Here is a 24,699-nt window from a genome sequence, read left to right as displayed (position 1 = left end):
TGTTGTCTGATTATTGATTTTTGGCGAAACCATTTGATCATATGACAAGATGTGTATCTACCTTAACTTAATGATTTTGATAAAAATCATTAGGGGATTCATCAGCGCGACGCGGAGATCCGCCAGTGTATCGACATCCTGCTGCGTCGCAGGCAAAACAACCCGATTCTGGTGGGGGCGCCAGGTGTGGGCAAAACCGCCGTTGCCGAAGGGCTGGCGCGACGCATTGCCGAAGCCAGCGTGCCGCCGCCGTTGCGTGATGTCGCTCTGCTGGCTCTCGATCTTGGCTTGTTGCAGGCGGGAGCGGGCGTGAAAGGCGAGTTTGAACAGCGTTTGCGCGGCGTAATCGACGCGGTAAAAAAATCCCCGCAGCCGATCGTTTTATTTATCGACGAAGCCCACACGCTGATAGGCGCGGGCGGTGCCGAGGGGGGCAGTGATGCCGCCAACCTGCTGAAACCGGCGCTGGCGCGTGGGGAACTGCGCACCATCGCCGCCACCACATGGCAGGAGTACAAAAAATATTTCGAGAAGGATCCGGCGCTGGACCGACGTTTTCAGCGTATCCAGATTGAAGAGCCGGACGAAAATAGCGCGGTGATCATGCTGCGCGCGGTGGCCGACAAGCTGGAGGCGCATCACGGTGTGCAAATTCTGGATACCGCGATCCGCGAAGCGGTGCGCCTCTCCCAGCGCTACATCTCCGGGCGTCAATTGCCGGACAAAGCCATTAGCGTGCTCGACACTGCCTGCGCAAGAGTGGCGCTGGCGCAGCATGATGTGCCGCCCGCGCTTGAAGAAATTCGTCAGCAGCAGGCGGCGATCGAAGAAGAGAGTGAACGTCTGAATCGCGAGCTGCTGGTCGGCGTCGATCATCACGACCGACTGTGTGAACTGGAGGTGCAGGCGGAAAAACTCCAGCTTCAGGCGCGGGAAGTGGAAGGACGCTGGCAGGACGAGCGCCAGCGGGTCGGTGAACTGCTGGCCGCTCGTCAACGGATGTTGGATCTCAGCGAACGGCTGGACGATGATGAGGAACTGGAGCAAGAGCTGGTGGAGTGCGCGGCGCTGATCGGCAAACTGGAAACCGCCGCTGCCCAACTGCGCGACGAAGTGCCGCTGGTGCCGGACTGCGTGGATACCGCCACGGTAGCGGCGGTGATTGGCGGCTGGACCGGTATCCCTATCGGCCAGATGCTGACCGACGAAGCCCACGCCCTGCGCACGTTGGTTGAGCGAATGAGCGAGCGGGTGATGGGGCAGCAGGCGGCGCTGGAGACCATCGCCCAACGGCTGCGTGCTTATCGCAGCGGTCTGACCGACCCGCAAAAGCCGGTCGGCGTGTTCCTGCTGGTAGGGCCAACCGGTGTCGGCAAAACCGAAACCGCCTATGCGCTGGCCGACGCCCTGTACGGCGGTGAACGCAATCTGATCACTATTAATCTTTCTGAGTACCAGGAGGCGCACACCGTCAGCCAGTTGAAAGGCGCGCCGCCGGGCTACGTGGGCTACGGCAGCGGCGGGGCGTTAACCGAAGCGGTGCGCCGTCGACCTTATTCGGTGGTACTGCTCGACGAAATCGAAAAGGCGCACCCGGACGTGCTGGAGGCGTTCTATAACGTCTTCGACAAAGGCGTAATGGAAGACGGCACCGGGCTGATTGTTGATTTCAAAAACACGGTGATGCTGGCGACCAGCAACGTCGGCGCGGAGCTGATTCTCGACACGCCTGCGGCTGAATTAAACAGCGAGCGGTTTAATGAGGCATTGCGTGAGGAGCTGTTGCGTCATTTCCGTCCGGCGTTTTTAGCGCGAATGACCACGGTGGCTTATCGGGCATTGGATGAAGAAATATTAAAAGGGATTGTGCTGGCGAAGCTGGAAAAGTTATCGCAGCGATATTTGGTGGCGACAGGGGAGAGGCTGAATATGGATGAGGGGTTAGTTGGGAGGGTAATGGAGAAGTGTAAGGGAGTGGGGGCCAGGGATGTTGAGAATCTGGTTGTTGGGGAAGTGATTTAAGAAAAATAACTCGCAGGGGAAAATAGTAATGATAATAAAATTTAATTTTAAATCAATGCATGGCTTGGTGGTGAATGCTACTGACATGTTGGAATATAAGCCGGCAATACCGAAGGAGAAGGGGGTATATGTTATTTGGAATAAGGTGAATTTAAGTCGTGGATGTTATATAGGAACTTCCGCTGATTTAAAGGAGCGTTTTGCTTCTCGATTGATGGCTATAAATCACATGGGTTTTGTTCAGGAAATAGATCAAATAAAAATATATATAGTTAAGACTCAAGTTAATGGTGCGTCTATATTGCCTGGGGATGATGGGAAAATATCATTCACTATTGGAAGTAAATTTTTTGACGTTGATGTTGAGAAATTGTTAATGAGATATTATATTAATAATGACACGCGTATAAGAAATACAAACAAATGGGATTGTTATCATAATAACTCAGGCGAAGAACAAACATTAACCATGGATTGCAGTGGAGTTGGAGAAATAACAGCGTTTAAAGAAATAACAATACGCAATAATTCTTTATATTAATTATATAAATAGATGCGAATTTCTTCAATATCCGGAAATGATTTGCAGTGTTTCTACATTTTTTTAGTTGTTTAACATAATTCAATCGACCAATAAATACTCTACAAATAGAATGGGAATTTATTATGCCCGACGCCACCATCATCAAACTCACCGCTCCGGCCCTAACCGGTCTTACCGCCGCTACCGCACAAACCGACTCCCAACTTAACGGCCTGACCACCGCCACCGCCACCGTCGCCGTAACCATCTCCGCGCCGTTAACCAGGCAACAGACCATAATGTCATGGTTTTGGGGGATTTAAAGCATTTTTAATGATGCTTATAAAGACGCTTTTAATGGTTTATACTAAAACCTCATCAACGAGGAAAAGACCATGCCATTTCATATCCTGACCAAAACCGCTGCCAGTATCACCGACCTGAAACGTAACCCAATGGGGACAGTCAACGCCGGGGAAGGTGAAGCGGTGGCGATTCTGAACCGCAATGAGCCTGCGTTTTACTGCGTGCCGCCTGCGGTCTATGCATATTTGCTGGAGCTGGCTGAGGATGCCGAGCTGAACCGCATCGCCGACGAGCGAGAAGGTGGAAAGCGAATAAAGGTATCTTTAAATGACCTATAACCTGGAGTTTTTAGATGTTGCGCTCAAGGAGTGGCGCAAGCTTTCACCCACATTACGCGAGCAGTTCAAAAAGAAACTGGCGGAGCGGCTGGAAAATCCCCATGTTCCTGCTGCCCGCCTTTCCGGCAAATTACATCGTTACAAAATCAAGCTACGCAGTGCTGGGTATCGTCTGGTCTATCAGGTCGAGGACGAGCAGGTTGTCGTTCTTGTGATCGCAGTAGGCAGACGTGATGGCGATGAGGTTTATCATCAGGCTAACCGGCGCTAGCGCTATCGTTGAAAAAGGAATTTCCCATGCCCGACACCACCATCATCAAACTCACCGCTCCAACCCTAACCGGCCTTACCGCCGCCACTGTGCACACCGATTCCCAACTTAACGCGCTGACCACCGCCACTGTCGCCGCGACCACCTCCGCGCCGTTAACGCTTGATGCTGTGCTGGCAACCCATCTGACCGCCACCATCAACAACGCCGACTATGACGGGCTGATTGCCGAAGCGCACCAGCTTCCGGCGACCAGCAACGCCGATCGCTATCAGTTTGTGCTTCGTCCGTGGCTGTGGTGGCTGACGCTTGCCAGCAACAACCGCGTTTTTCAGAACCTCAGCGCGCAGGAGATCGTCGAGAAGGTGTTTAAGGACGCCGGGTTTACCGACTACAAATTTCAACTGAAAACCAAACCGGCAAAGCGCGAATACCGCCTGCAATACAACGAGAGCGATTTTAATTTTGTCTCGCGGCTGCTGGAGCAGGAGGGCATTTTCTGGTTCTTTACCCACACGGCAGGTAAGCACACGCTGGTGCTGGCGGATGATAACAGCGCTTTCCCGCCGATAACGGGTGAGAAAAAGGTCAAGTATCAGGCCGCAGCAAGCGGCGCACGGGAAACCGGAATGATTCGTTCGGCAGAGCTGCGTTTGCAGGCCACCGCGCAGGGCTTCCAGAGCAGCGACTATAACTACGAGCAACCGAAAGCGGCGCTGTTCGCGCAGGCTGGTGAGAAGAAGGGTGGTATGCAGTATCAGCATCCGGGGCGTTTTAGCGTTAAAGCCGAAGGCGACGCGCTGGCGGCGTGGAAAGTTAACGCCCTGAAGGCGCAGGCGAAACAGCTGGTCGGCGAAAGCGACTGCGCGGCGCTGACCGCCGGGCACTGGTTTACTTTGACCGATCACGATGACAAAGCATTGAACATCGACTGGCTGGTCATCGCCGTCAGCCACGAATACGACGGCGAGCGCTATCGCAACCGCTTTACCGCCATCCCGAAGGCCACGCCGTACCGTCCGCTCGCCGTGACGCCGCAGCCTTTTATGCATACGCAAACAGCGGTGGTGGTGGGTAAAAGCGGAGAAGAAATCTGGACTGATAAGCTTGGTCGGGTGAAGGTGCAGTTCCCGTGGGACAGAGAGGGCAAAAACGACGAAACCAGCTCCTGCTGGCTGCGGGTCGCCACCGCCTGGAGCGGCAACGGCTTCGGCGCGCAGTTTATCCCGCGCATCGGCCAGGAAGTGGTGGTGAGCTTTATCGATGGCGACCCGGATAAGCCGCTCATTACCGGCTGTGTGTACAACGGCGCGAATGCACTGCCGTACGCACTTCCGGCGAATCAAACCCAGTCGGGCATTAAAACCAAAAGTGAAAAAGGCTTCAACGAACTGCGCTTTGACGACAAAAAAGATGCCGAGCTGCTGGCGATGCAGGCGCAGAAAGACTTCCAACTTACGGTGCTCAACGACAGCAAAACGACTATCAGCCATGACGATATTCAGAACGTCAAAAACGACCGCACACGTACCGTTGAAGAGGGCAACGAAACCGTCACCCTGAAAAAGGGTAACCGCACGGTCAAGATTGAGAAGGGCAGCGACACGCTGGAGGTGAAAGACAAACGCAGCGTGACGGTGAAGGGCGATCAGGAACTGGCAGTGGACGGCAACGAGACGCACAAGGTGAAAGGGGATTATACGCTTAATGTCGACGGCAATCTGACGATTAAGGTCAGCGGTTCGCTTACCCTGGAGAGCGGCAAAACCCTGAAAGTGAAAAGCGGGGCGGATCTCAGCGCCAGCGCCGCATCGGGTCTGAAACTGGACGCCACCAACATCGCCAGCGAAGCCAAAGCCTCGCTGACGCAAAAAGCCGCGACGATAACCCACGAAGCAAAAGCCACGCTTACCAGCAAGGCCAGCGCCACCCAGACAGTGGACGGCGGTGGCATGTTGACCATCAAAGGCGGGATGGTGAAAATTAACTGATGCGCGAGATGATGGAACATCAGCAGGATAGCGTCCGGCTACAGGCCGAACTTAACGGCGGTCAGCTTAACGGCGAGACGCGGATTGAAGAGTACGGACGCCTGCTGGCGGTGCTGCGCTATCGGCAGGGCGTGCTGCACGGCGTGATGGAGCGCTGGTACCCTAACGGGCAGCTTGCCATGCAGCAGGCGTACTGTGAGGGCAGGCCGGACGGTGTGGCCCGCTACTTCTCGCAAGAAGGGACGCTCTTACGTGAAGAGCAGTGGCTTGATGGTCAACTGCACGGTGAATGCTGCAGCTTTTATCCTTCCGGCCAGTTGCAGATACGCGAACAGTGGCGGCACGGGTTGCGTCACTCGCTCAGCGAGCAGTTTTACCCGGACGGCGCGCCAGCCCAGCGGCAATCTTATGAACAGGGAAAACAGAAGGGAGAAGTGGAGCGCTGGCTACCGGATGGGCGTGCCATTGATGCCCGTGGTAAAGCGCAATCGCGAATGAGTAAATGGACGGAGAGGCTGTGAAAAGCCTCTCCAGAGCGCGTGTTAACGCAAATGATGTACAACCTGATTACTGCTACCGCGCCAGATTAGCGCCGGGTCTTTAAGATCCTGCACGTATTTGCCATCGACCAGCACGTTGATGAGATCCACCACCTGCATTTGCGCGGCATCGAGTTCATCGAGCTTGTAGCCGGTCCACACCCAGATGTCTTTTCCCGGACACTCAGCGCGAATGCGCTGCACCAGTTGCAGAATATCCGGCACGTTTTGTGGATGCAGCGGATCGCCGCCGGAGAGCGAGATCCCCTGACGGTGAATACGCGTGTCGTTCAGATCGGCAATGATCTTGTCTTCCATCTCTTTGCTAAACGGCTGGCCGGAATTGAGCCGCCAGGTGCTTTTGTTATAGCAACCGGGGCATTCATGCACGCATCCTGAAACAAACAGGGTACAGCGAGTACCGGGACCATTAACGATGTCGACAGGGTAATACTGATGGTAATTCATTTGCGCTTCTCATCCGTTTATCAATTCGCGCCATAGCTGCGTTCGTGCGCCCGAGTCACTTACTTATGTAAGCTCCCCGGGACTTACTCATTTGCTGCCTTGCTATGACGTGAATTGCGTTGCGGAAATAATGGCCCGAAAAGCGTCGCATCGCCGGGCAATAAAATCGTCTAAATTAACCGATCTGCCCGTTCCCTAAATGCTTAACGCGGCGCTTCACTTCTTCCTGCTTACCGGCGTTAAACGGACGTGCGTCCGGGCTGCCTAAATAACCGCAGACGCGGCGGGTGACCGATACGCGCGCGGCGTCGTGGTTACCACATTTCGGGCAGGTAAAGCCTTTGCTGGTGCACTCAAACTCACCAGTAAAGCCGCACTCGTAGCATTCATCGATTGGCGTGTTGGTCCCGTAATACGGCACGTGCTGATAGCTGTAATCCCAGACGTCTTCCAGCGCTTTCAGGTTGTGCTGAATATTCGGGTATTCGCCGTAGCAAATGAAGCCCCCGCTTGCCAGCGGCGGGTACGGCGCTTCGAAATCGATCTTGTCGTACGGGTTAACCTTCTTCTCCACATCGAGATGGAAGCTGTTGGTGTAGTAGCCTTTGTCGGTCACGCCCGGGACCACGCCAAATTCGGCGGTATCCAGACGGCAGAAACGGTCGCACAGGTTTTCACTTGGCGTGCTGTACAGGCTAAAGCCGTAGCCAGTCTCGTCTTTCCACTGATCGACCGCCTGACGCAGGCGTTCCACAATGGCGATACCTTTGGCGCGCAGCTGCTCGCTGTCATACACATGCTTGTCGCCAAACAGCGCATTGATGGTTTCGTGAATACCGATGTAGCCCAGAGAGATGGATGCACGACCATTTTTAAAGATTTCTGACACATCATCGTCCGCTTTCAGACGCACGCCGCAGGCCCCTTCCATATACAGAATTGGCGCCACACGAGCCTTAACGCCTTCCAGGCGCGCAATGCGGGTCATCAGCGCTTTACGCGCCAGCACCAGACGATCGTCGAGCAGTTTCCAGAAGGTGGCTTCATCGCCATGCGCTTCCAGCGCGATACGCGGCAGGTTGAGGCTGATAACGCCGAGGTTGTTACGTCCGTCGTGAATCTGTTCGCCGTTCTCGTTTTCCCACACGCCGAGGAAGCTGCGACAGCCCATTGGCGTTTTGAACGAGCCGGTCACTTTGACCACCTGATCGTAGTTCAGGATGTCCGGATACATACGCTTGCTCGCGCACTCCAGTGCCAGCTGTTTGATGTCGTAGTTCGGATCGCCAAACTTGTGGTTCAGACCGTCACGAATCGCGAACACCAGTTTCGGGAACACCGCGGTTTTACGGTTTTTACCCAGGCCGGCAATACGGTTACGCAGAATGGACTGCTGGATCAAACGCGATTCCCAGCTGGTTCCCAGGCCAAAACCAAAGGTCACGAACGGCGTCTGACCGTTGGCGGTATGCAGGGTGTTCACTTCATACTCGAGAGACTGGAATGCGTCGTAGCACTCTTTCTCGGTACGGGAATGGGCATAACCGTCGGCGTCCGGGATCTGCCACTCTTCAGCGGTTTTACGATGTTTATTAAAGCTCTCGGTAACGAACGGCGCGAGAACTTCATCAATACGGTTAATGGTGGTGCCGCCATAAATATGGCTGGCGACCTGCGCGATAATTTGCGCGGTGACGGCGGTCGCGGTAGAGATGGATTTTGGCGGTTCAATCTCCGCGTTACCCATCTTAAAGCCCTGCGTCAGCATGCCTTTCAGGTCGATCAGCATGCAGTTAAACATTGGGAAGAACGGAGAGTAGTCGAGATCGTGATAGTGAATATCACCACGCTCGTGCGCCTGGACGACATCACGCGGCAGTAGGTGCTGACGCGCATAGTGTTTGGCAACGATACCGGCCAGCAGGTCGCGCTGGGTCGGGATCACTTTGCTGTCTTTGTTGGCATTTTCATTCAGCAGAGCAGAGTTGGTTTGCTCAACCAGACCACGAATTTCCTGGTTCAGACGGCCACGTTTTTCACGCTGGATATCACGGTCGTGGCGATATTCGATGTACGCACGGGCGAGTTGTTTGTACGGGCCAGACATTAACTGGTTTTCTACCGCTGTCTGGATCTCGTTGATATCGACCTTGCTGCGCTCATTCATCTGGCTACTAACGACTTCTGCGACGGTGGCACAGTAATCTGCGTCATCGACTCCCGCTGCTTTAGCTGCACGCAGAATGGCTTCTTTGATGCGCTCTGATTTAAACGGCACTTTACAGCCATCTCGTTTCATCACATGCGGTGTCATGATCACTCCATATTTATAAGAACAGGTTATCCACAGAGGTTGGGGAGGCCATCAGGGCTTTATTCATCTCTATTGCCAATGACTTCCCGCAATCCTGACCCACTTTATCCACAATTCCACCGTGAAGCGGTGCACTGTAGTTGTAGCAATTGTAGTCGATTAATACAACATATTGGGTCGGCGTGCATTTTAAGTTCTATATGTAGTGATTTGCATCAAGGATGTTTACGATTTATTTGATGTAGCGCAAAGTAAAAATCGGAGCGTACAGATGACGGGCACTACAGCCGATTGTAAATTGTGGGCAGAAAATTCTGATTAATTATTCAACAAAAACAGAAAGGTAAGCTGGGCGTATGCATCAAAGCCCGGCAGCGTTATGCGTACCGGGCCTGAACATAATTGCAAGCTATTTTTGCAACCACCAGACGGCTTCAAAAGGACGCAGCGTCATGTCTGTGGGTTGGCTGGCGACCTCGGCATAGTTGTGCATCAGCACCTGCCAGTTGCCGTCGGTCTGGGTCGGCTGCCAGCTCTGGAAGGTATCGCTCAGATTAGCAATGACCAGTAGCCGCTGTCCTTGCCATTCACGTTGATAGCACCACAGATGCGGGCTGCCCGGTAGCAGATCCTGATAGTCGCCCCAGGTGATAACCGGCTCTGCTTTACGCAATGCGATCAGCTTCTGATAGGTATAGAACACCGAGTCGGTATCGCGCAGCGCTGCCGTCACGTTGATATCCGCTGCGTTGTCGCACAGATTGATCCACGGCTCACCCTGGGTGAAGCCCGCGTGTTTGCTGGCATCCCACTGCATCGGCGTGCGGCTGTTATCGCGCGATTTACAAGCGAGGATCGCCAGCAGCTCTTGCGCATCGCGCCCCTGGCCGTTCAGGGTGGCAAACATGTTATGGCTTTCCACATCGCGGTAATCGGTAATCTGGCGGAAGTGCGGATTGGTCATGCCGATCTCTTCACCCTGGTAGATGTAGGGCGTGCCCTGCATACCGTGCAGCACCATCGCCAGCATTTTTGCGGCCGGAACGCGGTATTTACCTTCATCGCCAAAACGTGACACGATGCGTGGCTGGTCGTGGTTACACCAGAACAGCGCGTTCCAGGCCTGATTGTGCATGCCTTGTTGCCAGTGGCGAAACAGGGTTTTGAGCGCCACATAGTCGGGTTTGGCTAACGTCCACTTCTCACCGTTGGGGTAATCCACTTTCAGGTGGTGGAAGTTGAAGGTCATCGACAGTTCGCTGCCATCGAGTGCGGCGTACTGCTGGCAGTTTTCCAGCGTGGTGGAGGACATTTCTCCGACCGTCATCAGGCCGCGGGGCGTGAAGACGTCGCGATTCATTTCACGTAAAAACGCATGCGCGCGCGGGCCGTCGGTATAAAAACGCCGCCCATCGCCGTCGGGATCGCTCGGGAAGTCCTGATCTTTAGAGATAAGATTCACCACGTCGAGACGCAGTCCGTCCACGCCGCGATCGGCCCAGAACTCGCACACTTTTTTTAGCTCGGCGCGGACCGCCGGGTTCTCCCAGTTCAGGTCTGCCTGCTCCGGAGCAAAGAGGTGCAGATAGTACTGCTCGCTTTCGGCGTGCCAGCCCCAGGCGCTGCCGCCAAATTTGGAGTGCCAGTTATTCGGGAGACTGTCTGGCGTACCGTCACGCCAGAGGTAAAACTGACGATACGGGCTGTCTTTATCCAGCGCCTCGCGAAACCAGGGGTGCTGGGTTGAAGTGTGGTTAAACACCATATCGAGAATAATACGGATGCCGCGCGCTTTCGCCTGCGCCACCAGTTCGTCAAAGTCTGCAAGCGTTCCGTAGGCCGGATCGACAGACATGTAATCCGCGACGTCGTAGCCGTTATCAACCTGCGGCGAAATATAGAACGGCGTTAGCCAGATGGCATCAACCCCCAGCGTTTGCAGATAGCCGAGGCGCTGCGTCACGCCGCGTAAATCGCCGGTGCCGCTGCCGGTGGTGTCCTGAAAACTCTTGGGGTAAACCTGATAGATGACGCCGTTTTGCCACCAGTGGGGAATATTCATGGTTGTTTCCTGGAAATACGATGGGGCGCAACTGCGCCCCGAAGAAAAGTTAGACAATTTGTAGTGTGCCCATACGGTGTTTACGCTGATAAACGAATGAGGTCAGTACCATGGGGATAACAATCGCAATGACCATTGCCATGCCAAATACCTGCCAGTAAGTCGGCTGGATGGAGAGGATGCCTGGCAAACCGCCGACGCCAATTCCGTTCGCCAGCACACCGTTCAGGCCGCACAGCAGTCCGGCGAGACCGGAACCGATCATCGCGCACAGCATCGGGAAGCGGTATTTCAGGTTGATCCCGTACATGGCAGGTTCAGTGACCCCGAGATAGGCGGAGATCGCGGCAGGAACGGAGATTTCACGTTCATTGTGTTTGCGACTGGAGATGATGATCCCGACTACCGCAGAGGCCTGAGCGATATTCGACAGTGCGATCAGCGGCCATACCGGCGTACCGCCCATGCTCTGAATCATCTGCATGTCGATAGCCAGCGTGGTCTGATGCACGCCGGTTATCACCAGCGGGGCATACAGGAAGCCGAACAGCGCTGCGCCAATCGGGGCAAAGCTGCCGGTCAGCAGGTGACGGACCGCAAACGCGACACCGTCGCCGATCATGCGGCCAAACGGACCAATAAAGGCGTGCGCGAGGAATACCGCGAGGATCAACGAGCACACCGGGACGATCACCAGATACAGATAATCCGGGACGATGCGTTTCATGCGTGTTTCAATAAACCCGAGCGCCAGACCGGCCAGCAGTGCCGGAATAACCTGTGCCTGATAGCCCACTTTCTCAATGCTGAACAGGCCGAAGTTCCACACTTCCGGTACCTGTTGACCGAGTTGATAGGCGTTCATTAGCTGCGGTGAAACCAGGGTCACACCCAGCACAATACCGAGGATCGGCGTTCCGCCCATTTTCTTCACTGCTGACCAGCAGATCCCGACCGGCAGATAGAAGAAGATCGCTTCGCCAATTAGCCACAGGAAGTCGTAAAGGGTTTTCAGCGAAGGGTGCATCTGCGCCAGCGTCTGCCCGTTGCTCATGGGCAGATCGCCAATCACATTACGGAACCCCAAGATCAAGCCGCCGCTAATCAGCGCTGGCAGCAGCGGGAAGAAGATCTCCGCAAAATGAGAAATCAGCTGTTCGTGCCATTTCATATTCTGCCGCGCGGCTTTTTTCGCCTGCTCTTTGTCGGCGCTGGCCTGACCGGTTGTCGCCAGCAGCGCTTTGTAGTAATCGCCCACTTCGGTGCCAATCACCACCTGAAACTGCCCGGCGTTGGTGAAGCAGCCTTTGACCATCGGCAACTGTTCGATCTCTTTTGGCCTGGCATTCGCAGGCTGATTCAGCACAAAACGCAGGCGAGTAATGCAGTGACTTACCGTGGCGATATTGTCGCGCCCGCCTACCAGCTCAATCAGCCGGTCGATGTCTGCTTGTTTAATTTTGCTCATTATTAAGCCCTATTGTTGACCTGCCGCCAGAGTATATCGTCGATGAAAATTTAAAAATGGGAACGTTCCCGAAACGCAGCGAAGATCACAAATTAACGCTCAGAAAGCGATCAGGAGAGGGTGGAAGGAATAACGATTTGTCGTAGTTCGCTACGGCCATTGATCTGCTCGATCAGCTGCGAGGCCGCTTGTCGTCCGGCTTCGGCATATCCTGGATCGACGGTGATAATTTCCGGATGGAGGAATTTCATCAGCGGCGTACTGCCCACGCTCGCCAGCTGTAGATTCTCAATTCGCTGCTCTTGCAGATATTTGCTGACACCAAGGGCGAGGGTATCCGTCGCGCAGACTAAGGCAGTGGTTTCCGGGGTGATGACGTTGGCGGCCTGCTCATAACCCTGCTTCATGGCAAGACCCGGTAGCGCGGCTACAGGATGCAGTTTGTGGTTCTTACAGAACGCCAGGTAGGCTTCATGGCGGCGCTTACCGGTGGTCACGTCGCTATGGGGAACGCCAAGAAAGCTGATATGGCGATGCTCGCGATCGTATAAACGCTGCATCAGGGTGCGAATGGCGCCTTCATCGTCATAGCAGACGGAGGCAAAGCCTTTGGCATCTCTTGCCAGCAGCACCAGCGAATCCTGCCAGGAGGCGAGCATGGATTCACTTATGCCGGTAAAACCAAACAGCACCACGCCGTCAATATTGCGGCGTCTGAGCATGCCGAGATGCTCTTCAACCAGCTCGGGCGAGAACTGGCTTTCCATCATGATCGGGTCGTAACCCTGCTCATAAAAGGCGGGCAGCATGGTTTGCACGGCGAGATTTTCCGAAAGCGAGTCCAGACGCGTGACGATGATCGCCACCACCTTGTCACTTTGTCCACGCATGGCGCGTGCGGAGCGGGAAGGGGAAAAACCGTGCTGATTCATCACCGCTTCAACGCGTTCGCGGGTGCGTTCGCTCACGCCGCTTTCATTGTTAAGCACACGGGAAACGGTTGATTTTCCCACACCGCTTAAGCGGGCGATGTCTTTAATTGTCAGCCGGTTTTGCATCCTGTTTTCCCGTGTTGCGTGTGAAGTTATGCCAAATAGAGAATAACTTTACTCAAGCGCAGCGCAATGGGCAAAGTCTGGTATACGTTTGGTTTAGTTTCCATGGTTTATCATACTGCCATAATTGCCACAAACCTTATGGTTTTCTGCGTATAATCCGCAGCGCAAATCATTCACTTACCGGAGGCTATATGGATCCCGATCCCACCCCTCTCCCGAGATGGAGAAACTCCCCTTTCCGGTAAGCCTGTCTTTCACTGTCTTACCGGAGCAGTAAGACAGTGACGTTCTGACGTCCCTGTTGTGAATTTAATATTGCCATCAGGTAAGGCTTTGCCACGCCTGAAGGATTTACTGCGCCTGTTGAGACTGGCGCAGAGGGACTGCCTATGTTCAAAAATATTACTCGCCAGCTATTTGCCCGGCTAAACCGCCATTTACCACATCGTCTGGTGCATCGCGATCCGTTGCCTAATGCCCAGACCGTTGCCAGCACGCCGATCCCACCATCGCTGAGCGAACATTGTCTGAAAATGGCGCTGATGGACGAAGCCGCGCTGTGGAAAACGTTTGGCGCGCACCCGGAAGGATTAAACGCCGCAGAAGTGGAAAACGCTCGCGAATTACATGGTGAGAACCAACTGTCGGCGCAGAAGCCGTCGCCGTGGTGGGTGCATCTGTGGGTCTGCTACCGCAACCCGTTTAATATTTTGTTGACCATCCTCGGTGCGATTTCCTATGCCACCGAAGATCTGTTTGCCGCTGGCGTCATTGCTCTGATGGTCGTCATCTCTACGCTGCTGAATTTTGTGCAGGAGGCGCGTTCCACCAAAGCGGCAGATGCGCTGAAAGCGATGGTCAGTAACACCGCTACGGTGCTGCGCGTTATCAACGAGAAAGGAGAGAACGGCTGGGTTGAACTGCCGATCGACCAGTTAGTTCCCGGCGATATCATTAAGCTGGCGGCAGGGGATATGATCCCGGCCGATCTGCGTGTGGTGCAGGCTCGTGACCTGTTCGTGGCCCAGGCTTCGCTGACCGGTGAATCGCTGCCGGTGGAGAAAGTCGCAACCAGCCGCGACCCGCAGCAAAGCAACCCGCTCGAATGCGATACCCTGTGCTTTATGGGCACCAACGTGGTGAGCGGCACGGCGCAGGCCATCGTGATTGCGACCGGAGCCAATACCTGGTTCGGGCAACTGGCGGGCCGTGTCAGCGAGCAGGAAAGCGAGCAGAATGCTTTCCAGAAAGGGATCAGCCGCGTCAGCATGCTGCTGATCCGTTTTATGCTGGTGATGGCGCCGATTGTGCTCATCATCAACGGCTATACCAAAGGCGACTGGTGGGAAGCGGCGCTGTTTGCCCTGTCTGTCGCGGTGGGGCTGACCCCGGAAATGTTGCCGATGATCGTCACCTCGACGCTGGCGCGCGGGGCGGTGAAGCTGTCAAAACAAAAGGTCATCGTCAAACACCTCGACGCCATTCAGAACTTTGGCGCGATGGATATCCTGTGTACCGATAAAACGGGCACCCTGACACAAGACAAAATTGTACTTGAGAATCATACAGATATATCTGGTAAGCCCAGCGAGCACGTCCTGCATTCTGCGTGGTTGAACAGTCATTACCAGACCGGGTTGAAGAATCTGCTGGATACGGCAGTGCTGGAAGGCGTGGACGAAGAATCAGCCCGCCAGCTCTCTACCCGCTGGCAGAAAATTGATGAGATCCCGTTTGACTTCGAACGCCGCCGCATGTCGGTGGTGGTCGCTGAAGAAACCGATGTGCATCAGCTGGTGTGCAAAGGCGCGCTGCAGGAGATCCTCAGCGTCTGCACCCAGGTGCGCTACAGCGGTGAGGTTGTCCCGTTAGATGACAACATGCTGCGTCGGGTGAAGCGCGTCACGGATACGCTGAACCGCCAGGGGCTGCGCGTGGTGGCGGTGGCGACGAAATACCTGCCTGCGCGTGAGGGTGATTACCAGCGTATTGATGAATCAGATCTGATCCTCGAAGGCTATATTGCGTTCCTCGATCCGCCGAAAGAGACCACCGCGCCAGCGCTCAAAGCGCTGAAAGCCAGCGGTATTACGGTGAAAATCCTGACTGGCGATAGCGAGCTGGTGGCGGCGAAAGTGTGTCATGAAGTAGGGCTGGATGCGGGCGATGTGGTTATCGGCAGCAGCATTGAAGGGTTAAGCGACGATGAGCTGGCAACGCTGGCCCAGCGCACCACGCTGTTTGCTCGTCTGACACCGATGCACAAAGAGCGCATTGTCACGCTGCTCAAGCGCGAAGGTCATGTGGTTGGCTTTATGGGGGATGGCATTAACGATGCCCCGGCGCTGCGTGCGGCGGACATTGGTATCTCCGTTGACGGCGCGGTTGATATTGCGCGTGAAGCGGCTGATATCATCCTGCTGGAAAAGAGCCTGATGGTGCTGGAAGAAGGGGTGATCGAAGGACGCCGTACTTTTTCTAACATGCTGAAGTATATCAAAATGACGGCCAGTTCTAACTTCGGTAACGTGTTTAGCGTGCTGGTGGCGAGCGCCTTCTTACCGTTCCTGCCGATGTTGCCGCTGCACTTACTAATTCAGAACCTGCTGTACGATGTATCCCAGGTGGCGATTCCGTTTGATAACGTCGACGAAGAGCAGATCAAAAAGCCGCAGCGCTGGAATCCCAGCGAGTTGGGGCGCTTTATGATCTTCTTTGGACCGATCAGCTCGATCTTCGACATTCTGACATTTTGCTTGATGTGGTTCGTCTTCCATGCGAATACGCCAGAACATCAGACGTTGTTCCAGTCTGGCTGGTTCGTGGTAGGCCTGCTGTCGCAAACGCTGATTGTGCATATGATCCGTACCCGCCGCGTGCCGTTCATCCAAAGCCGCGCCGCATGGCCGCTGATGCTGATGACGCTGGTGGTCATGGTGGTAGGCATTGCATTACCGTTCTCCCCGCTGGCCAACTATCTGCAATTGCAGGCGCTGCCGCTGAGCTACTTCCCGTGGCTGATTGCGATTCTGGCGGGCTACATGACATTAACCCAGCTCGTGAAAGGTTTTTATAGCCGCCGCTACGGCTGGCAGTAAGCACAAGATATCGGCTGCGTTGGCCCCTTAAAAAGCCAACGCAGCTGTAACCTGGCGCAGGAGGAATATCGGTATCGCCCGATGATTCGTGCCGCAGAAAATTCATGCGTATTATTATTTCTGTTAAAAGATAATTAATTCGATAAATGTGAATGATAAGTGAATAAATTCACGTAGAATATTGTTTTTTAATATTCATACATTAAAAATTATAATTTATAAGATATGCCTTAGCACTCCCCCTCCATTCATTCCGCAAAATATCGAGAATTAAAAAATTTACATAAAAATCTATGATTGCAACATGTTGTATTTTATGTTTTTTTTAATGATTCCTTTATTCTTATTTTTATCAATCCCAATAAAAACAATACGTTGAGATATATATTCATGGCGGTGATTCGTTGTTATGAAATATGTCTTTGGATATACTCGCTTCTATATAAATTTATTTATATGGTGCCGCTGTATTACAGATTCGGAGAATCTGCGGCGGCGTGTTTCGTCGCTATGTCGTTTTATCTATATCATTTCGCTCACATCAGAGAGACTCACATTATGCAAAGGAAAGCTATTTCATTTTGTATTGCCCTGGCATTAAGCGGTAATACATTTGCCGCCGATCTTAACAACAACGAAGACAAAAAAAAGCAGTGTCCCGAAAATATCAGCAGCCTTTCTCAGGCTGAGCTGGCCAAACTGTCGCCGGAGTGCCAGAAAGCCACCGAAAGCGTTTTAGAGCAGGGCTGGGCATGGGCGGTGGGCGGTATCGCTGCTGTGGCCGCCACGGTGGGTATCGCGGCGAGCGGCGGCGGCGGCAGCAGCCATTCGTCCTCCGGGTTGCCTGTTGATCCAGTAACGCCTGTGGACCCGGTAACACCTGTGGACCCGGTAACACCTGTCGATCCGGTGGACCCCGTTACACCTGATACCCCCCCCTCCGTTTATGACAATGGCGTTACCCTTGACCGGGGCGCGAAAACCCTGACCTTTGCCTCGCTGGTGGTGAACGGCGTCACTTATACCAATACCACCTTCGCCATTACCAAGCAGGGCGACGGCTACCTGCTGACCGCGCCGGACGGCAAAACCCTGACCGTGACCAGCCTGAACGTGATGGGCAATGCGCTGGTGATGCAGGGAACGTACGGCAGTAACAACCTGTTCTGGTCGTACAACCGCGCAGGAAAGCTTACTCTTGCGGGGCCAGACACCACGGTTATTGACGGCGACGGGCAGCAGAAAACAGTTGATGGTGGCTCCACCGCAGGCGGCCCGGGCGATACCGGGACGATTATCAACGGCGATGGTAACGATATTAATGTGAATGGTGACACCGGCGCTACTGGCGGCGGCACCGGCACCGACGTGAACGGCAACGACAACACCATCAACAACGGCGGTAAAAATACCGCAGACGGTGAAGGCTCCGCCGGTACAGACGTGACCGGCGACGGCAACGACATCAACAACACCGGTGATAACAGCGGCACCAACGGCGGCACTGGCACCGGCGTGGATGGTAACGACAACACCATCAACAACGGCGGCAAAAATACCGCAGACGGTGAAGGCTCCACCGGTACAGACGTGACCGGCGACGGCAACGACATCAACAACACCGGCGACAACGGCGCCACCAACGGCGGCACCGGCACAGACGTGGACGGCAACGGCAACACAGTTGATAACGGTGGCAACAACACCGCCGACGGTGCAGGCTCCACCGGTACAGACGTGACTGGCGACGGCAACGACATCAACAACACCGGTGATAACAGCGGCACCAACGGCGGTACCGGCACCGGCGTGGACGGCAACGACAACACCATCAACAACGGCGGCAAAAACACCGCAGACGGTGAAGGCTCCACCGGTACAGACGTGACCGGCGACGGCAACGACATTAACAACACCGGTGACAACAGCGCCACTGGCGGTGGTACCGGCACTAAAGCTGACGGTAACGGCAACACCATCGACAACAAGGGTAACAACACTGCCGATGGCGCAGGCTCTACCGGTACGGATGTAGACGGTAACGGCAACAAAATCATCAACGAAGGCGACACCAGCGCAGCCAATGGCGGCACCGGCACTAGCGTGGACGGCAACGACAACACCATCGACAACAAAGGTCAAACTACGGCTGATGGGACTGGCTCCACCGGTACTGACGTAACCGGCGACGGTAACAAAATCAACAATGAAGGTGGCACCAGCGCAGCCAATGGCGGCACCGGCACCAGCGTGGACGGCAACGACAACACCATCGACAACAAAGGTCAAACTACGGCTGATGGGACTGGCTCCACCGGTACTGACGTAACCGGCGACGGCAACAAAATCAACAACGAAGGTGATACCAGCGCAACTGCTGGCGGCACCGGCACTAGCGTGGACGGTGGCGGCAACACCATTGACAACAAAGGCACCACCACCGCAGAAGGGCAAGGCTCGACCGGTACTGATGTCGCGGGTAATAACAACACCATTAATAACGATGGCGCCAGCAAAGTCATTGACGGTGCGACGGGGGCAAAAGTCAGCGGTGACGGCAACACCCTGAACAACGCAGGGGAAATGACCGCAGGCAGTACCGACAGTACCAAACCGAGCACCGGGGTGGATGTTGCCGGTAATAACAATACCATTAACCAGAACGGTAAAATGGTAGTGGGTGATTTCTCCACCGGTCTGAACGTGACGGGTAAATCAAACACCATTAACCTGGCGTCTGAAGAGATGAGCATCACCGGTAATAAGGCTACCGGGGTCAACGTTTCCGGCGAAGCCAATACGGTGACGCTGACAGGCGATATGGTGGTGGATAAAGACCAGAAATCCCCACAGGCGAAGAACTATTTCGTTACCCCATCGTACGGGATTAACGTCAGCGGTAGCGGTAACACGGTGGTGCTGGACGGACATCTTCAGGTCATTGTGGATACTGAGTCGTTTGCTCATGCTGAGCTGCAACGCGATGGTGCCGTAGAAGCCATTCGTGGGGTAGTTGTCAGCGGTGACAATAACCGTGTCGATCTGTTGGGGGGGATTGAGCTTACTGGTGAAGTCAATCAAATTGACGGCAGAGAAGGACGTATTACTGGTGGCAATAGTGGTGGCTCAGCAGTCACCGTTAACGGTAAATCATCGCTTTACCTGCATGGTGACTCATCCATCAATGGTAACTACGCGACAACGTTTGAAAGCATATTTAACGTAACCAATCAGGGTTATCTTGAAATTAGTGAAGGTGCCACTGTCACTAGCAACATCGAAAGTATGAATTCTTATTGGCGTATTGGCGATAATGCTCTGATCATGCTGGGAAGTGGCAGTACGGCGACCAATAAAGGAACGATCAACCTAAGTGACTTAACTTTAAGTTTCCTGGGAGGTGCTTCATCCTTTACGAATGACGGTTCCGTGACTCTTGAAAGAGAAACGACTTTAGTAAGTAATGGCGGAGAAACGACACTCGGCATGCTGTCCACGGGTGGGTCACACGGTGTGAATAACGGAGATATCACTGGATATGTGCGTGCTCAGGACACTGTGCAGTATATGCCTGGGACCTCTACGGGGGGGCAAAATTTCAACAATGACAGCTATGCCATAACCCTTATGAGTGGGATGAGCGGAAGCGAATCTATTAACAATGGCGAGCTGGCTTTATATGGTCGCGGTGAAGCAATGCACGCCTATGGGTCAACAGCCAGTAACAACGGAACGATTACTGCGGATGGGCTCTGGAAAGATGCAAATGACACAACTGTTATAGGCGCTGGTGTATCCTCCACAAGGGCAGTCGATTTTGCCATCGGTATGGGGGTGGGAAATTTAGAAATGAGTGGCGGAGGCGGTTCGGCAGTTAACCACAGTGACGCCACCATCACTATTTATAATGCGGGTGCAGGCATGGCTGCAACTGGCGCGAATAACACGATTATTAACCAGGGCACCATTAATCTCGAAAAAAACGAGTTCTATGATGCAACTAAACCGCTGGTCGGAATGGCGGTGTATAAGGGCGGTGTTGCGTACAACGATGGCACCATCAATATTAATGCCGACAACGGTCAGGCGTTTTACAACGACGGCACAGGCACTATCCATAACAGCGGCACCATTAATCTGAACGGCGGCGCAATGTCGTCAGATGATACGCATATGGGTTCTGCGCCAACTGACAGCAATTCTGCCCCCGCTTCTGTTCAGCGTGTGAGTGGTTATGTGTTGGGTACCAGCGCCAGCGGCTCTGTCGGTACGCTTAATGCGGGTAATAACGCCCTGGCACTGGATTCTGTCAGCGTGGATACCGGTTTCACCGCAGGTACGGCTGCCACGACTCAGACCTTCGACAACGTCTTTACCGGGGCTGATGTGGAAGGCTTGGAAAACATCACCTCTGAAAGCGTGGTGTGGAGCGCGCAGGGTCAGAAAGACGCGAACGGCAACGTGGACGTCACCATGACCAAAAACGCCTACACCGACGTGGTGACCGACAGCAGCGTCAGCGGTGTTGCTGGCGCGCTGGATGCCGCCTACACCAACAACGAGCTGTTCAGTAGTCTGAACCTGAAGACCTCTGCCGACGTGACGAAGGCGATGAAGCAAATCAGCGGCAACAAGGCTGTGAACGTCTCCCGCGACGCCCGCAGACTCAGCAACCGCTTCGATATGCTGGCGGATGCCGCGCCGGAACTGGGTAACGGTCTGTCGTTTAACCTGGTGGCGAAAGGTGACCAGCGTGCCGAACTGGGTAAAGACACTCAGTACGACATGATGGCTCTGCGTCAGAAACTGGGCTTTGGCGATAATCAGTCGCTGACCATGGAGTACGGTATTGCCCGTCTGGACGGTAAAGGCAATGTCTCTTCCGGCAGCGACGGTATCACCGGCGGTTACAGCCAGTTCCTGGGTCTGGAGCACGCCATGCCGCTCGGTGAGGAAGGTCTCTCCTGGAACAACGCCCTGCGTTACGACGTACATCAGCTCGACAGCAAACGCGGCATTAACTACGGTGATGTCAACAAACAGGCGCTGGCGGACAGCCGTCAGCAATACCTGGAGCTGCGTACCGAGGGTCGTAAAACCTTCGCCGTCAGCGAAGGGCTGGATGTTGTGCCATATGCTGGTCTGAAACTGCGTCACACCATGGAAGACGGTTATCAGGAGCGCGGTGCTGGCGACTTTAACCTGAACATGAACAGCAGCACGGAAACGGCGGTTGATTCAGTGGTAGGTATGAAGCTGAGCTATGCCGGTAAGGATGGCTGGGCAGCAACGGCGACGCTGGAAGGCGGCCCGAACCTGAGCTACGTCAGTACTGGCAAAAAAGCGTCCCTGCAGGGGGCAGCAGGTCAGAGCTTCAACGTTGACGACGGTCAGAAAGGTGGCAGCATCAACAGCATGGCACAGGTGGGTGTGAAGTATAACGCCGGTAACACCAGCGCCGGGCTGGACGCTTTCCACTGGAAAGAGGACAACATCAGCGACAAGGGCTTTATGCTGAATATTAAACACAATTTCTGATAACAGCCTGAGTGAGTAAAAACGGAACCGCCGGAGTGATTTCCGGCGGTTTTTTTACGCTTAGCGACGAACGGCGATCGCTTCAATCTCGATTTTCACGTCTTTCGGCAGACGGGCAACTTCCACGCAAGAACGCGCCGGGAAGGTGGCGTTGTGCTCGGTGAAGAATGCTTCGTAGGTCGCGTTTACGGTTGCGAAATCGTTCAGGTCTTTAACGAAGACGGTAGTTTTTACGATGTCGCCCACTTTCAGGCCTGCTGCTTCAACGATAGCTTGTACGTTTTCCAGCGACTGACGCGCCTGAGCGGACACGTCTTCCGATACGGCACCGGTTTTCGGATCGACCGGGATCTGACCGGAAGTGATTACCATGCTACCCAGGTCAACGCCCTGAACGTATGGGCCGATTGCTGCTGGTGCATTTTCCGTCGCGATAGTCTTGCTCATGATTTCTCCTGAATTACAGCGGTAATAGAATGTTCCCGGCCATTATAGGGAGCCGGGAAATCATTACCAACACCAATTAGTTGGCCAGCACCACATAATGCGAAAACTCTTTTTCACAGTATTTGCATTTGAGTGCGATGTCGTCAGCGCGCTTTTTCACTGAAAAACTGGACGATACTGGTTCAGCATGGCTGATGCAGTTGCTGTTCGGGCAAACCAGCACGTTATCGATACGTTCAGGCAGGCTCGGACGTGATTTACCCACCACGTCATAATCGTCAATGCGGTTTACCGTTGCCTGCGGAGCGTACAGGGAGAGCTGGTTTACCTGCTCGTCGGTCAGGAACGTATTTTCGATTTTAATCAGGTCTTTACGGCCCATCTCGCCAGACGGCAGGTTCAGCCCGATGGTGATACGCTGGTCGGTTTCAGTCAGTTTGAACAACGTCAGCAGCTTAAAACCAACCTGTGCGGGAATATGGTCAATCACGGTGCCACGTTTGATGGCTTCAACCTGCAGTTTGTTATCGTGTGTCATCTCTTTTTCTCCCTTACAGTGCCAGTTCGCTATTCAGTACCAGTGCCAGTAACGCCTGGCGGGCGAAGATGCCGTTGCCAGCCTGCTGGAAATACCAGGCGTGCGGCGTCTTGTCGACGTCGGTGGTGATTTCATCGATGCGCGGCAGCGGATGCAGCACCTTCATGTTCGCTCTGGCACCGTTCAGATCGCTGGCACGCAGAACAAACTGTGCTTTCACATTGGCGTATTCGGACGGGTCCAGACGCTCTTTTTGTACGCGGGTCATGTAGAGGATATCGACCTCCGCCATTACCTCTTCGATAGTGCCATGCAGGCTCCAGGCGATACCTTTTTCATTCAGCATATCCAGAATGTATTGCGGCATGGCCAGCGCGTCCGGGGCGATGAAGTAGAAGCGGTTACCTTCGAACTTTGCCAGCGCCTGGGTCAGGGAGTGGACGGTGCGGCCATATTTCAGGTCACCCACCATGGCGATTTGCAGATTGTCCAGGCGACCCTGCGTTTCCTGAATGGTAAACAGATCCAGCAGCGTTTGGGTGGGATGCTGGTTGGAACCGTCGCCGGCGTTCAGTACCGGCACGTTACCGGAGAACTCCGTTGCCAGACGCGCGGCGCCTTCCTGCGGATGACGCATCACGATGGCGTCGACATAGGTGCTGATGACGGAAATGGTGTCGGCCAGAGTTTCGCCTTTTTTGCCAAGCGACGTGTTGCTGCTGTCAGAGAAACCCACCACGCTGGCGCCCAGACGGTGCATAGAGGTTTCAAAAGATAAACGGGTGCGGGTTGACGCTTCAAAGAAGCAGCTGGCGATGACCTTATGTTTTAACAGCTCTGGCTGCGGGTTAGCTTTTAATTTCGCCGCCGTCGCGAGGACCAGATTAAGGTCATCGCGGCTGAGGTCGTTTATGGAAATGATGTGTTTTTGATAGAGCGGGTTAGCCATGTTTATCTCCTGACGCCTGGGCAAAAAAAAAGCCCCTCAATTGAGGGGCTCGGAATGGGTGATCAACGGAAAGAAAAACGGCAGGCCAGCGTCCTTTTTCAGACGCGGTAAGACAAAATGTCGTACACACTGAACCATACATCCTCCCGGCAAATTGTCCGCGATTATACTCAGCTCCGTTATGGGATCAAGCGAAAAATGCACTATTTATTCATCGCAAACGGTTCTTATGAATTTTAATTCATTTTGAATAGATAATTAATCTGCTTGTGGACCAGGCCCGTTCGCTGTACCACCCGCGGCGCGACCCAGACAATACTGCTACCGGCAATGACGCCGAGAATTTCTGGCAACGCGTGATAATCGAGGATTCTGGCTACGGCGCGACCATAGCCAGCCGCCGTGTGGATGAGGATAAACTCGCTATTGTGTTCCACGCTGACCACCATTTCAGCAATCGATCGGGCAGCATCAGGCGCGGGTCGTGATTGCGGATTTACAGAATAAATTTTTTGCCCTTTTGTATTTCTTATTTTTATAGCACCGAGCAGTTTCAGCAGACGAGATACCGTTGACTGGCTAATCCCGGTGAAACCATGGTGTTGTAGATCGCGGCGAAGCGCTTCCTGAGACAGGTAGCTTTTTTCGCTAATCAGGCGCTGACAAATCGCCAACTGTTTCTGCTCTTTGGTCGAGTAATCATCGAATTCCTTCATAAAAACACCCTAAATTTATCATTTGTATCAATGCGATGGCGAAATTCACCACA

21 protein-coding genes are annotated in these 24,699 nt (G+C 54.0%); 11 read left to right on the top strand and 10 right to left on the bottom strand.

Going from position 1 to position 24,699, the window contains the following annotated elements:
• Positions 1 to 96: 96 nt before the first annotated feature.
• From tssH to GPJ68_RS03170, 7 genes are all read left to right on the top strand, one after another.
• Complete coding sequence (gene tssH, locus GPJ68_RS03200) at positions 97 to 2,022, top strand: type VI secretion system ATPase TssH (protein WP_304653861.1); 1,926 nt, start codon at positions 97 to 99, stop codon at positions 2,020 to 2,022.
• A gap of 28 nt (positions 2,023 to 2,050) precedes the next feature.
• Positions 2,051 to 2,563 carry a hypothetical protein gene (locus tag GPJ68_RS03195; protein ID WP_180837117.1) on the top strand — a complete coding sequence of 171 codons (513 nt, stop codon included), beginning with the start codon at positions 2,051 to 2,053 and terminating at the stop codon, positions 2,561 to 2,563.
• Positions 2,564 to 2,688: 125 nt separating this feature from the next.
• The gene (locus GPJ68_RS03190) at positions 2,689 to 2,868 is read left to right on the top strand and encodes a hypothetical protein (protein ID WP_049043256.1); all 180 of its coding nucleotides are present in this window, start codon (positions 2,689 to 2,691) and stop codon (positions 2,866 to 2,868) included.
• A 72-nt stretch (positions 2,869 to 2,940) separates the two neighbouring features.
• Positions 2,941 to 3,189, top strand: coding sequence for a type II toxin-antitoxin system Phd/YefM family antitoxin (locus tag GPJ68_RS03185; protein ID WP_016155558.1), 249 nt, complete (start codon positions 2,941 to 2,943; stop codon positions 3,187 to 3,189).
• Entirely contained in the window at positions 3,179 to 3,460 is a 282-nt protein-coding gene (locus GPJ68_RS03180) for a type II toxin-antitoxin system RelE/ParE family toxin (RefSeq protein WP_016155559.1), read from the top strand. Before GPJ68_RS03185 ends, GPJ68_RS03180 begins: the two co-directional genes overlap by 11 nt.
• Positions 3,461 to 3,486: 26 nt before the next feature.
• On the top strand, positions 3,487 to 5,451 hold the full coding sequence (locus tag GPJ68_RS03175) for a type VI secretion system Vgr family protein (protein WP_104651645.1): 1,965 nt from the start codon (positions 3,487 to 3,489) through the stop codon (positions 5,449 to 5,451).
• Positions 5,451 to 5,972, top strand: coding sequence for a toxin-antitoxin system YwqK family antitoxin (locus GPJ68_RS03170; protein WP_104651644.1), 522 nt, complete (start codon positions 5,451 to 5,453; stop codon positions 5,970 to 5,972). The genes GPJ68_RS03175 and GPJ68_RS03170 overlap by 1 nt, the downstream gene beginning before the upstream one ends.
• A 21-nt stretch (positions 5,973 to 5,993) precedes the next feature.
• On the opposite strand, the gene nrdG is transcribed toward GPJ68_RS03170, so the two are convergent.
• The 5 genes from nrdG to treR form a co-directional block, all read right to left on the bottom strand.
• Positions 5,994 to 6,458: an anaerobic ribonucleoside-triphosphate reductase-activating protein gene (nrdG, locus tag GPJ68_RS03165; RefSeq protein ID WP_016151476.1), complete on the bottom strand. Its 465-nt coding sequence runs from the start codon at positions 6,456 to 6,458 to the stop codon at positions 5,994 to 5,996.
• 175 nt (positions 6,459 to 6,633) lie between these two features.
• Positions 6,634 to 8,772: an anaerobic ribonucleoside-triphosphate reductase gene (gene nrdD, locus GPJ68_RS03160; protein WP_016151477.1), complete on the bottom strand. Its 2,139-nt coding sequence runs from the start codon at positions 8,770 to 8,772 to the stop codon at positions 6,634 to 6,636.
• 409 nt (positions 8,773 to 9,181) lie between these two features.
• Positions 9,182 to 10,834 carry an alpha,alpha-phosphotrehalase gene (gene treC / locus GPJ68_RS03155; protein ID WP_104651643.1) on the bottom strand — a complete coding sequence of 551 codons (1,653 nt, stop codon included), beginning with the start codon at positions 10,832 to 10,834 and terminating at the stop codon, positions 9,182 to 9,184.
• Positions 10,835 to 10,883: 49 nt separating this feature from the next.
• Positions 10,884 to 12,302, bottom strand: coding sequence for a PTS trehalose transporter subunit IIBC (treB, locus tag GPJ68_RS03150; protein ID WP_104651642.1), 1,419 nt, complete (start codon positions 12,300 to 12,302; stop codon positions 10,884 to 10,886).
• A 110-nt stretch (positions 12,303 to 12,412) separates the two neighbouring features.
• Positions 12,413 to 13,360, bottom strand: a complete 948-nt coding sequence (gene treR / locus GPJ68_RS03145; protein WP_047414711.1) for a trehalose operon repressor TreR — start codon at positions 13,358 to 13,360, stop codon at positions 12,413 to 12,415.
• A 191-nt stretch (positions 13,361 to 13,551) separates the two neighbouring features.
• Here treR and mgtL point away from each other — a divergent pair, with 191 nt between their 5' ends.
• The 3 genes from mgtL (at position 13,552) to GPJ68_RS03135 (ending at position 21,996) form a co-directional block, all read left to right on the top strand.
• On the top strand, positions 13,552 to 13,605 hold the full coding sequence (mgtL, locus tag GPJ68_RS25320) for a mgtA regulatory leader peptide MgtL (RefSeq protein ID WP_223870169.1): 54 nt from the start codon (positions 13,552 to 13,554) through the stop codon (positions 13,603 to 13,605).
• A 144-nt stretch (positions 13,606 to 13,749) separates the two neighbouring features.
• Complete coding sequence (gene mgtA, locus GPJ68_RS03140) at positions 13,750 to 16,458, top strand: magnesium-translocating P-type ATPase (RefSeq protein ID WP_180837115.1); 2,709 nt, start codon at positions 13,750 to 13,752, stop codon at positions 16,456 to 16,458.
• Positions 16,459 to 17,016: 558 nt separating this feature from the next.
• Positions 17,017 to 21,996, top strand: coding sequence for a hypothetical protein (locus GPJ68_RS03135; RefSeq protein WP_180837113.1), 4,980 nt, complete (start codon positions 17,017 to 17,019; stop codon positions 21,994 to 21,996).
• A gap of 60 nt (positions 21,997 to 22,056) precedes the next feature.
• Here GPJ68_RS03135 and ridA read toward each other — a convergent pair whose 3' ends face one another.
• From ridA to pyrL, 4 genes are all read right to left on the bottom strand, one after another.
• The gene (ridA, locus tag GPJ68_RS03130) at positions 22,057 to 22,443 is read right to left on the bottom strand and encodes a 2-iminobutanoate/2-iminopropanoate deaminase (protein ID WP_016151491.1); all 387 of its coding nucleotides are present in this window, start codon (positions 22,441 to 22,443) and stop codon (positions 22,057 to 22,059) included.
• Between the two features lie 76 nt (positions 22,444 to 22,519).
• Positions 22,520 to 22,981, bottom strand: coding sequence for an aspartate carbamoyltransferase regulatory subunit (pyrI, locus tag GPJ68_RS03125; protein WP_016151492.1), 462 nt, complete (start codon positions 22,979 to 22,981; stop codon positions 22,520 to 22,522).
• 13 nt (positions 22,982 to 22,994) lie between these two features.
• A complete protein-coding gene (pyrB, locus tag GPJ68_RS03120) occupies positions 22,995 to 23,930 on the bottom strand; it encodes an aspartate carbamoyltransferase (protein ID WP_016151493.1) in 936 nt (311 codons plus the stop codon).
• Positions 23,931 to 23,966: 36 nt separating this feature from the next.
• Entirely contained in the window at positions 23,967 to 24,068 is a 102-nt protein-coding gene (pyrL, locus tag GPJ68_RS03110; RefSeq protein WP_003025819.1) for a pyr operon leader peptide, read from the bottom strand.
• On the opposite strand from pyrL, the gene GPJ68_RS03105 reads away from it, so the two are divergent.
• Positions 24,048 to 24,170, top strand: a complete 123-nt coding sequence (locus tag GPJ68_RS03105; protein ID WP_085951096.1) for a hypothetical protein — start codon at positions 24,048 to 24,050, stop codon at positions 24,168 to 24,170. The two genes, pyrL and GPJ68_RS03105, sit on opposite strands and share 21 nt — an antisense overlap.
• Here GPJ68_RS03105 and GPJ68_RS03100 read toward each other — a convergent pair.
• A complete protein-coding gene (locus tag GPJ68_RS03100; RefSeq protein ID WP_003839609.1) occupies positions 24,167 to 24,646 on the bottom strand; it encodes an arginine repressor in 480 nt (159 codons plus the stop codon). The genes GPJ68_RS03105 and GPJ68_RS03100 overlap by 4 nt on opposite strands.
• Positions 24,647 to 24,699 lie beyond the last annotated feature (53 nt).

The organism is Citrobacter sp. 172116965, from assembly GCF_013458095.1.
In the GTDB taxonomy this organism is placed as follows: domain Bacteria; phylum Pseudomonadota; class Gammaproteobacteria; order Enterobacterales; family Enterobacteriaceae; genus Citrobacter; species Citrobacter braakii.
The sequence above is the reverse complement of the archived record's forward strand: the minus strand, read 5'-3'. Positions and strand labels throughout refer to the sequence as shown.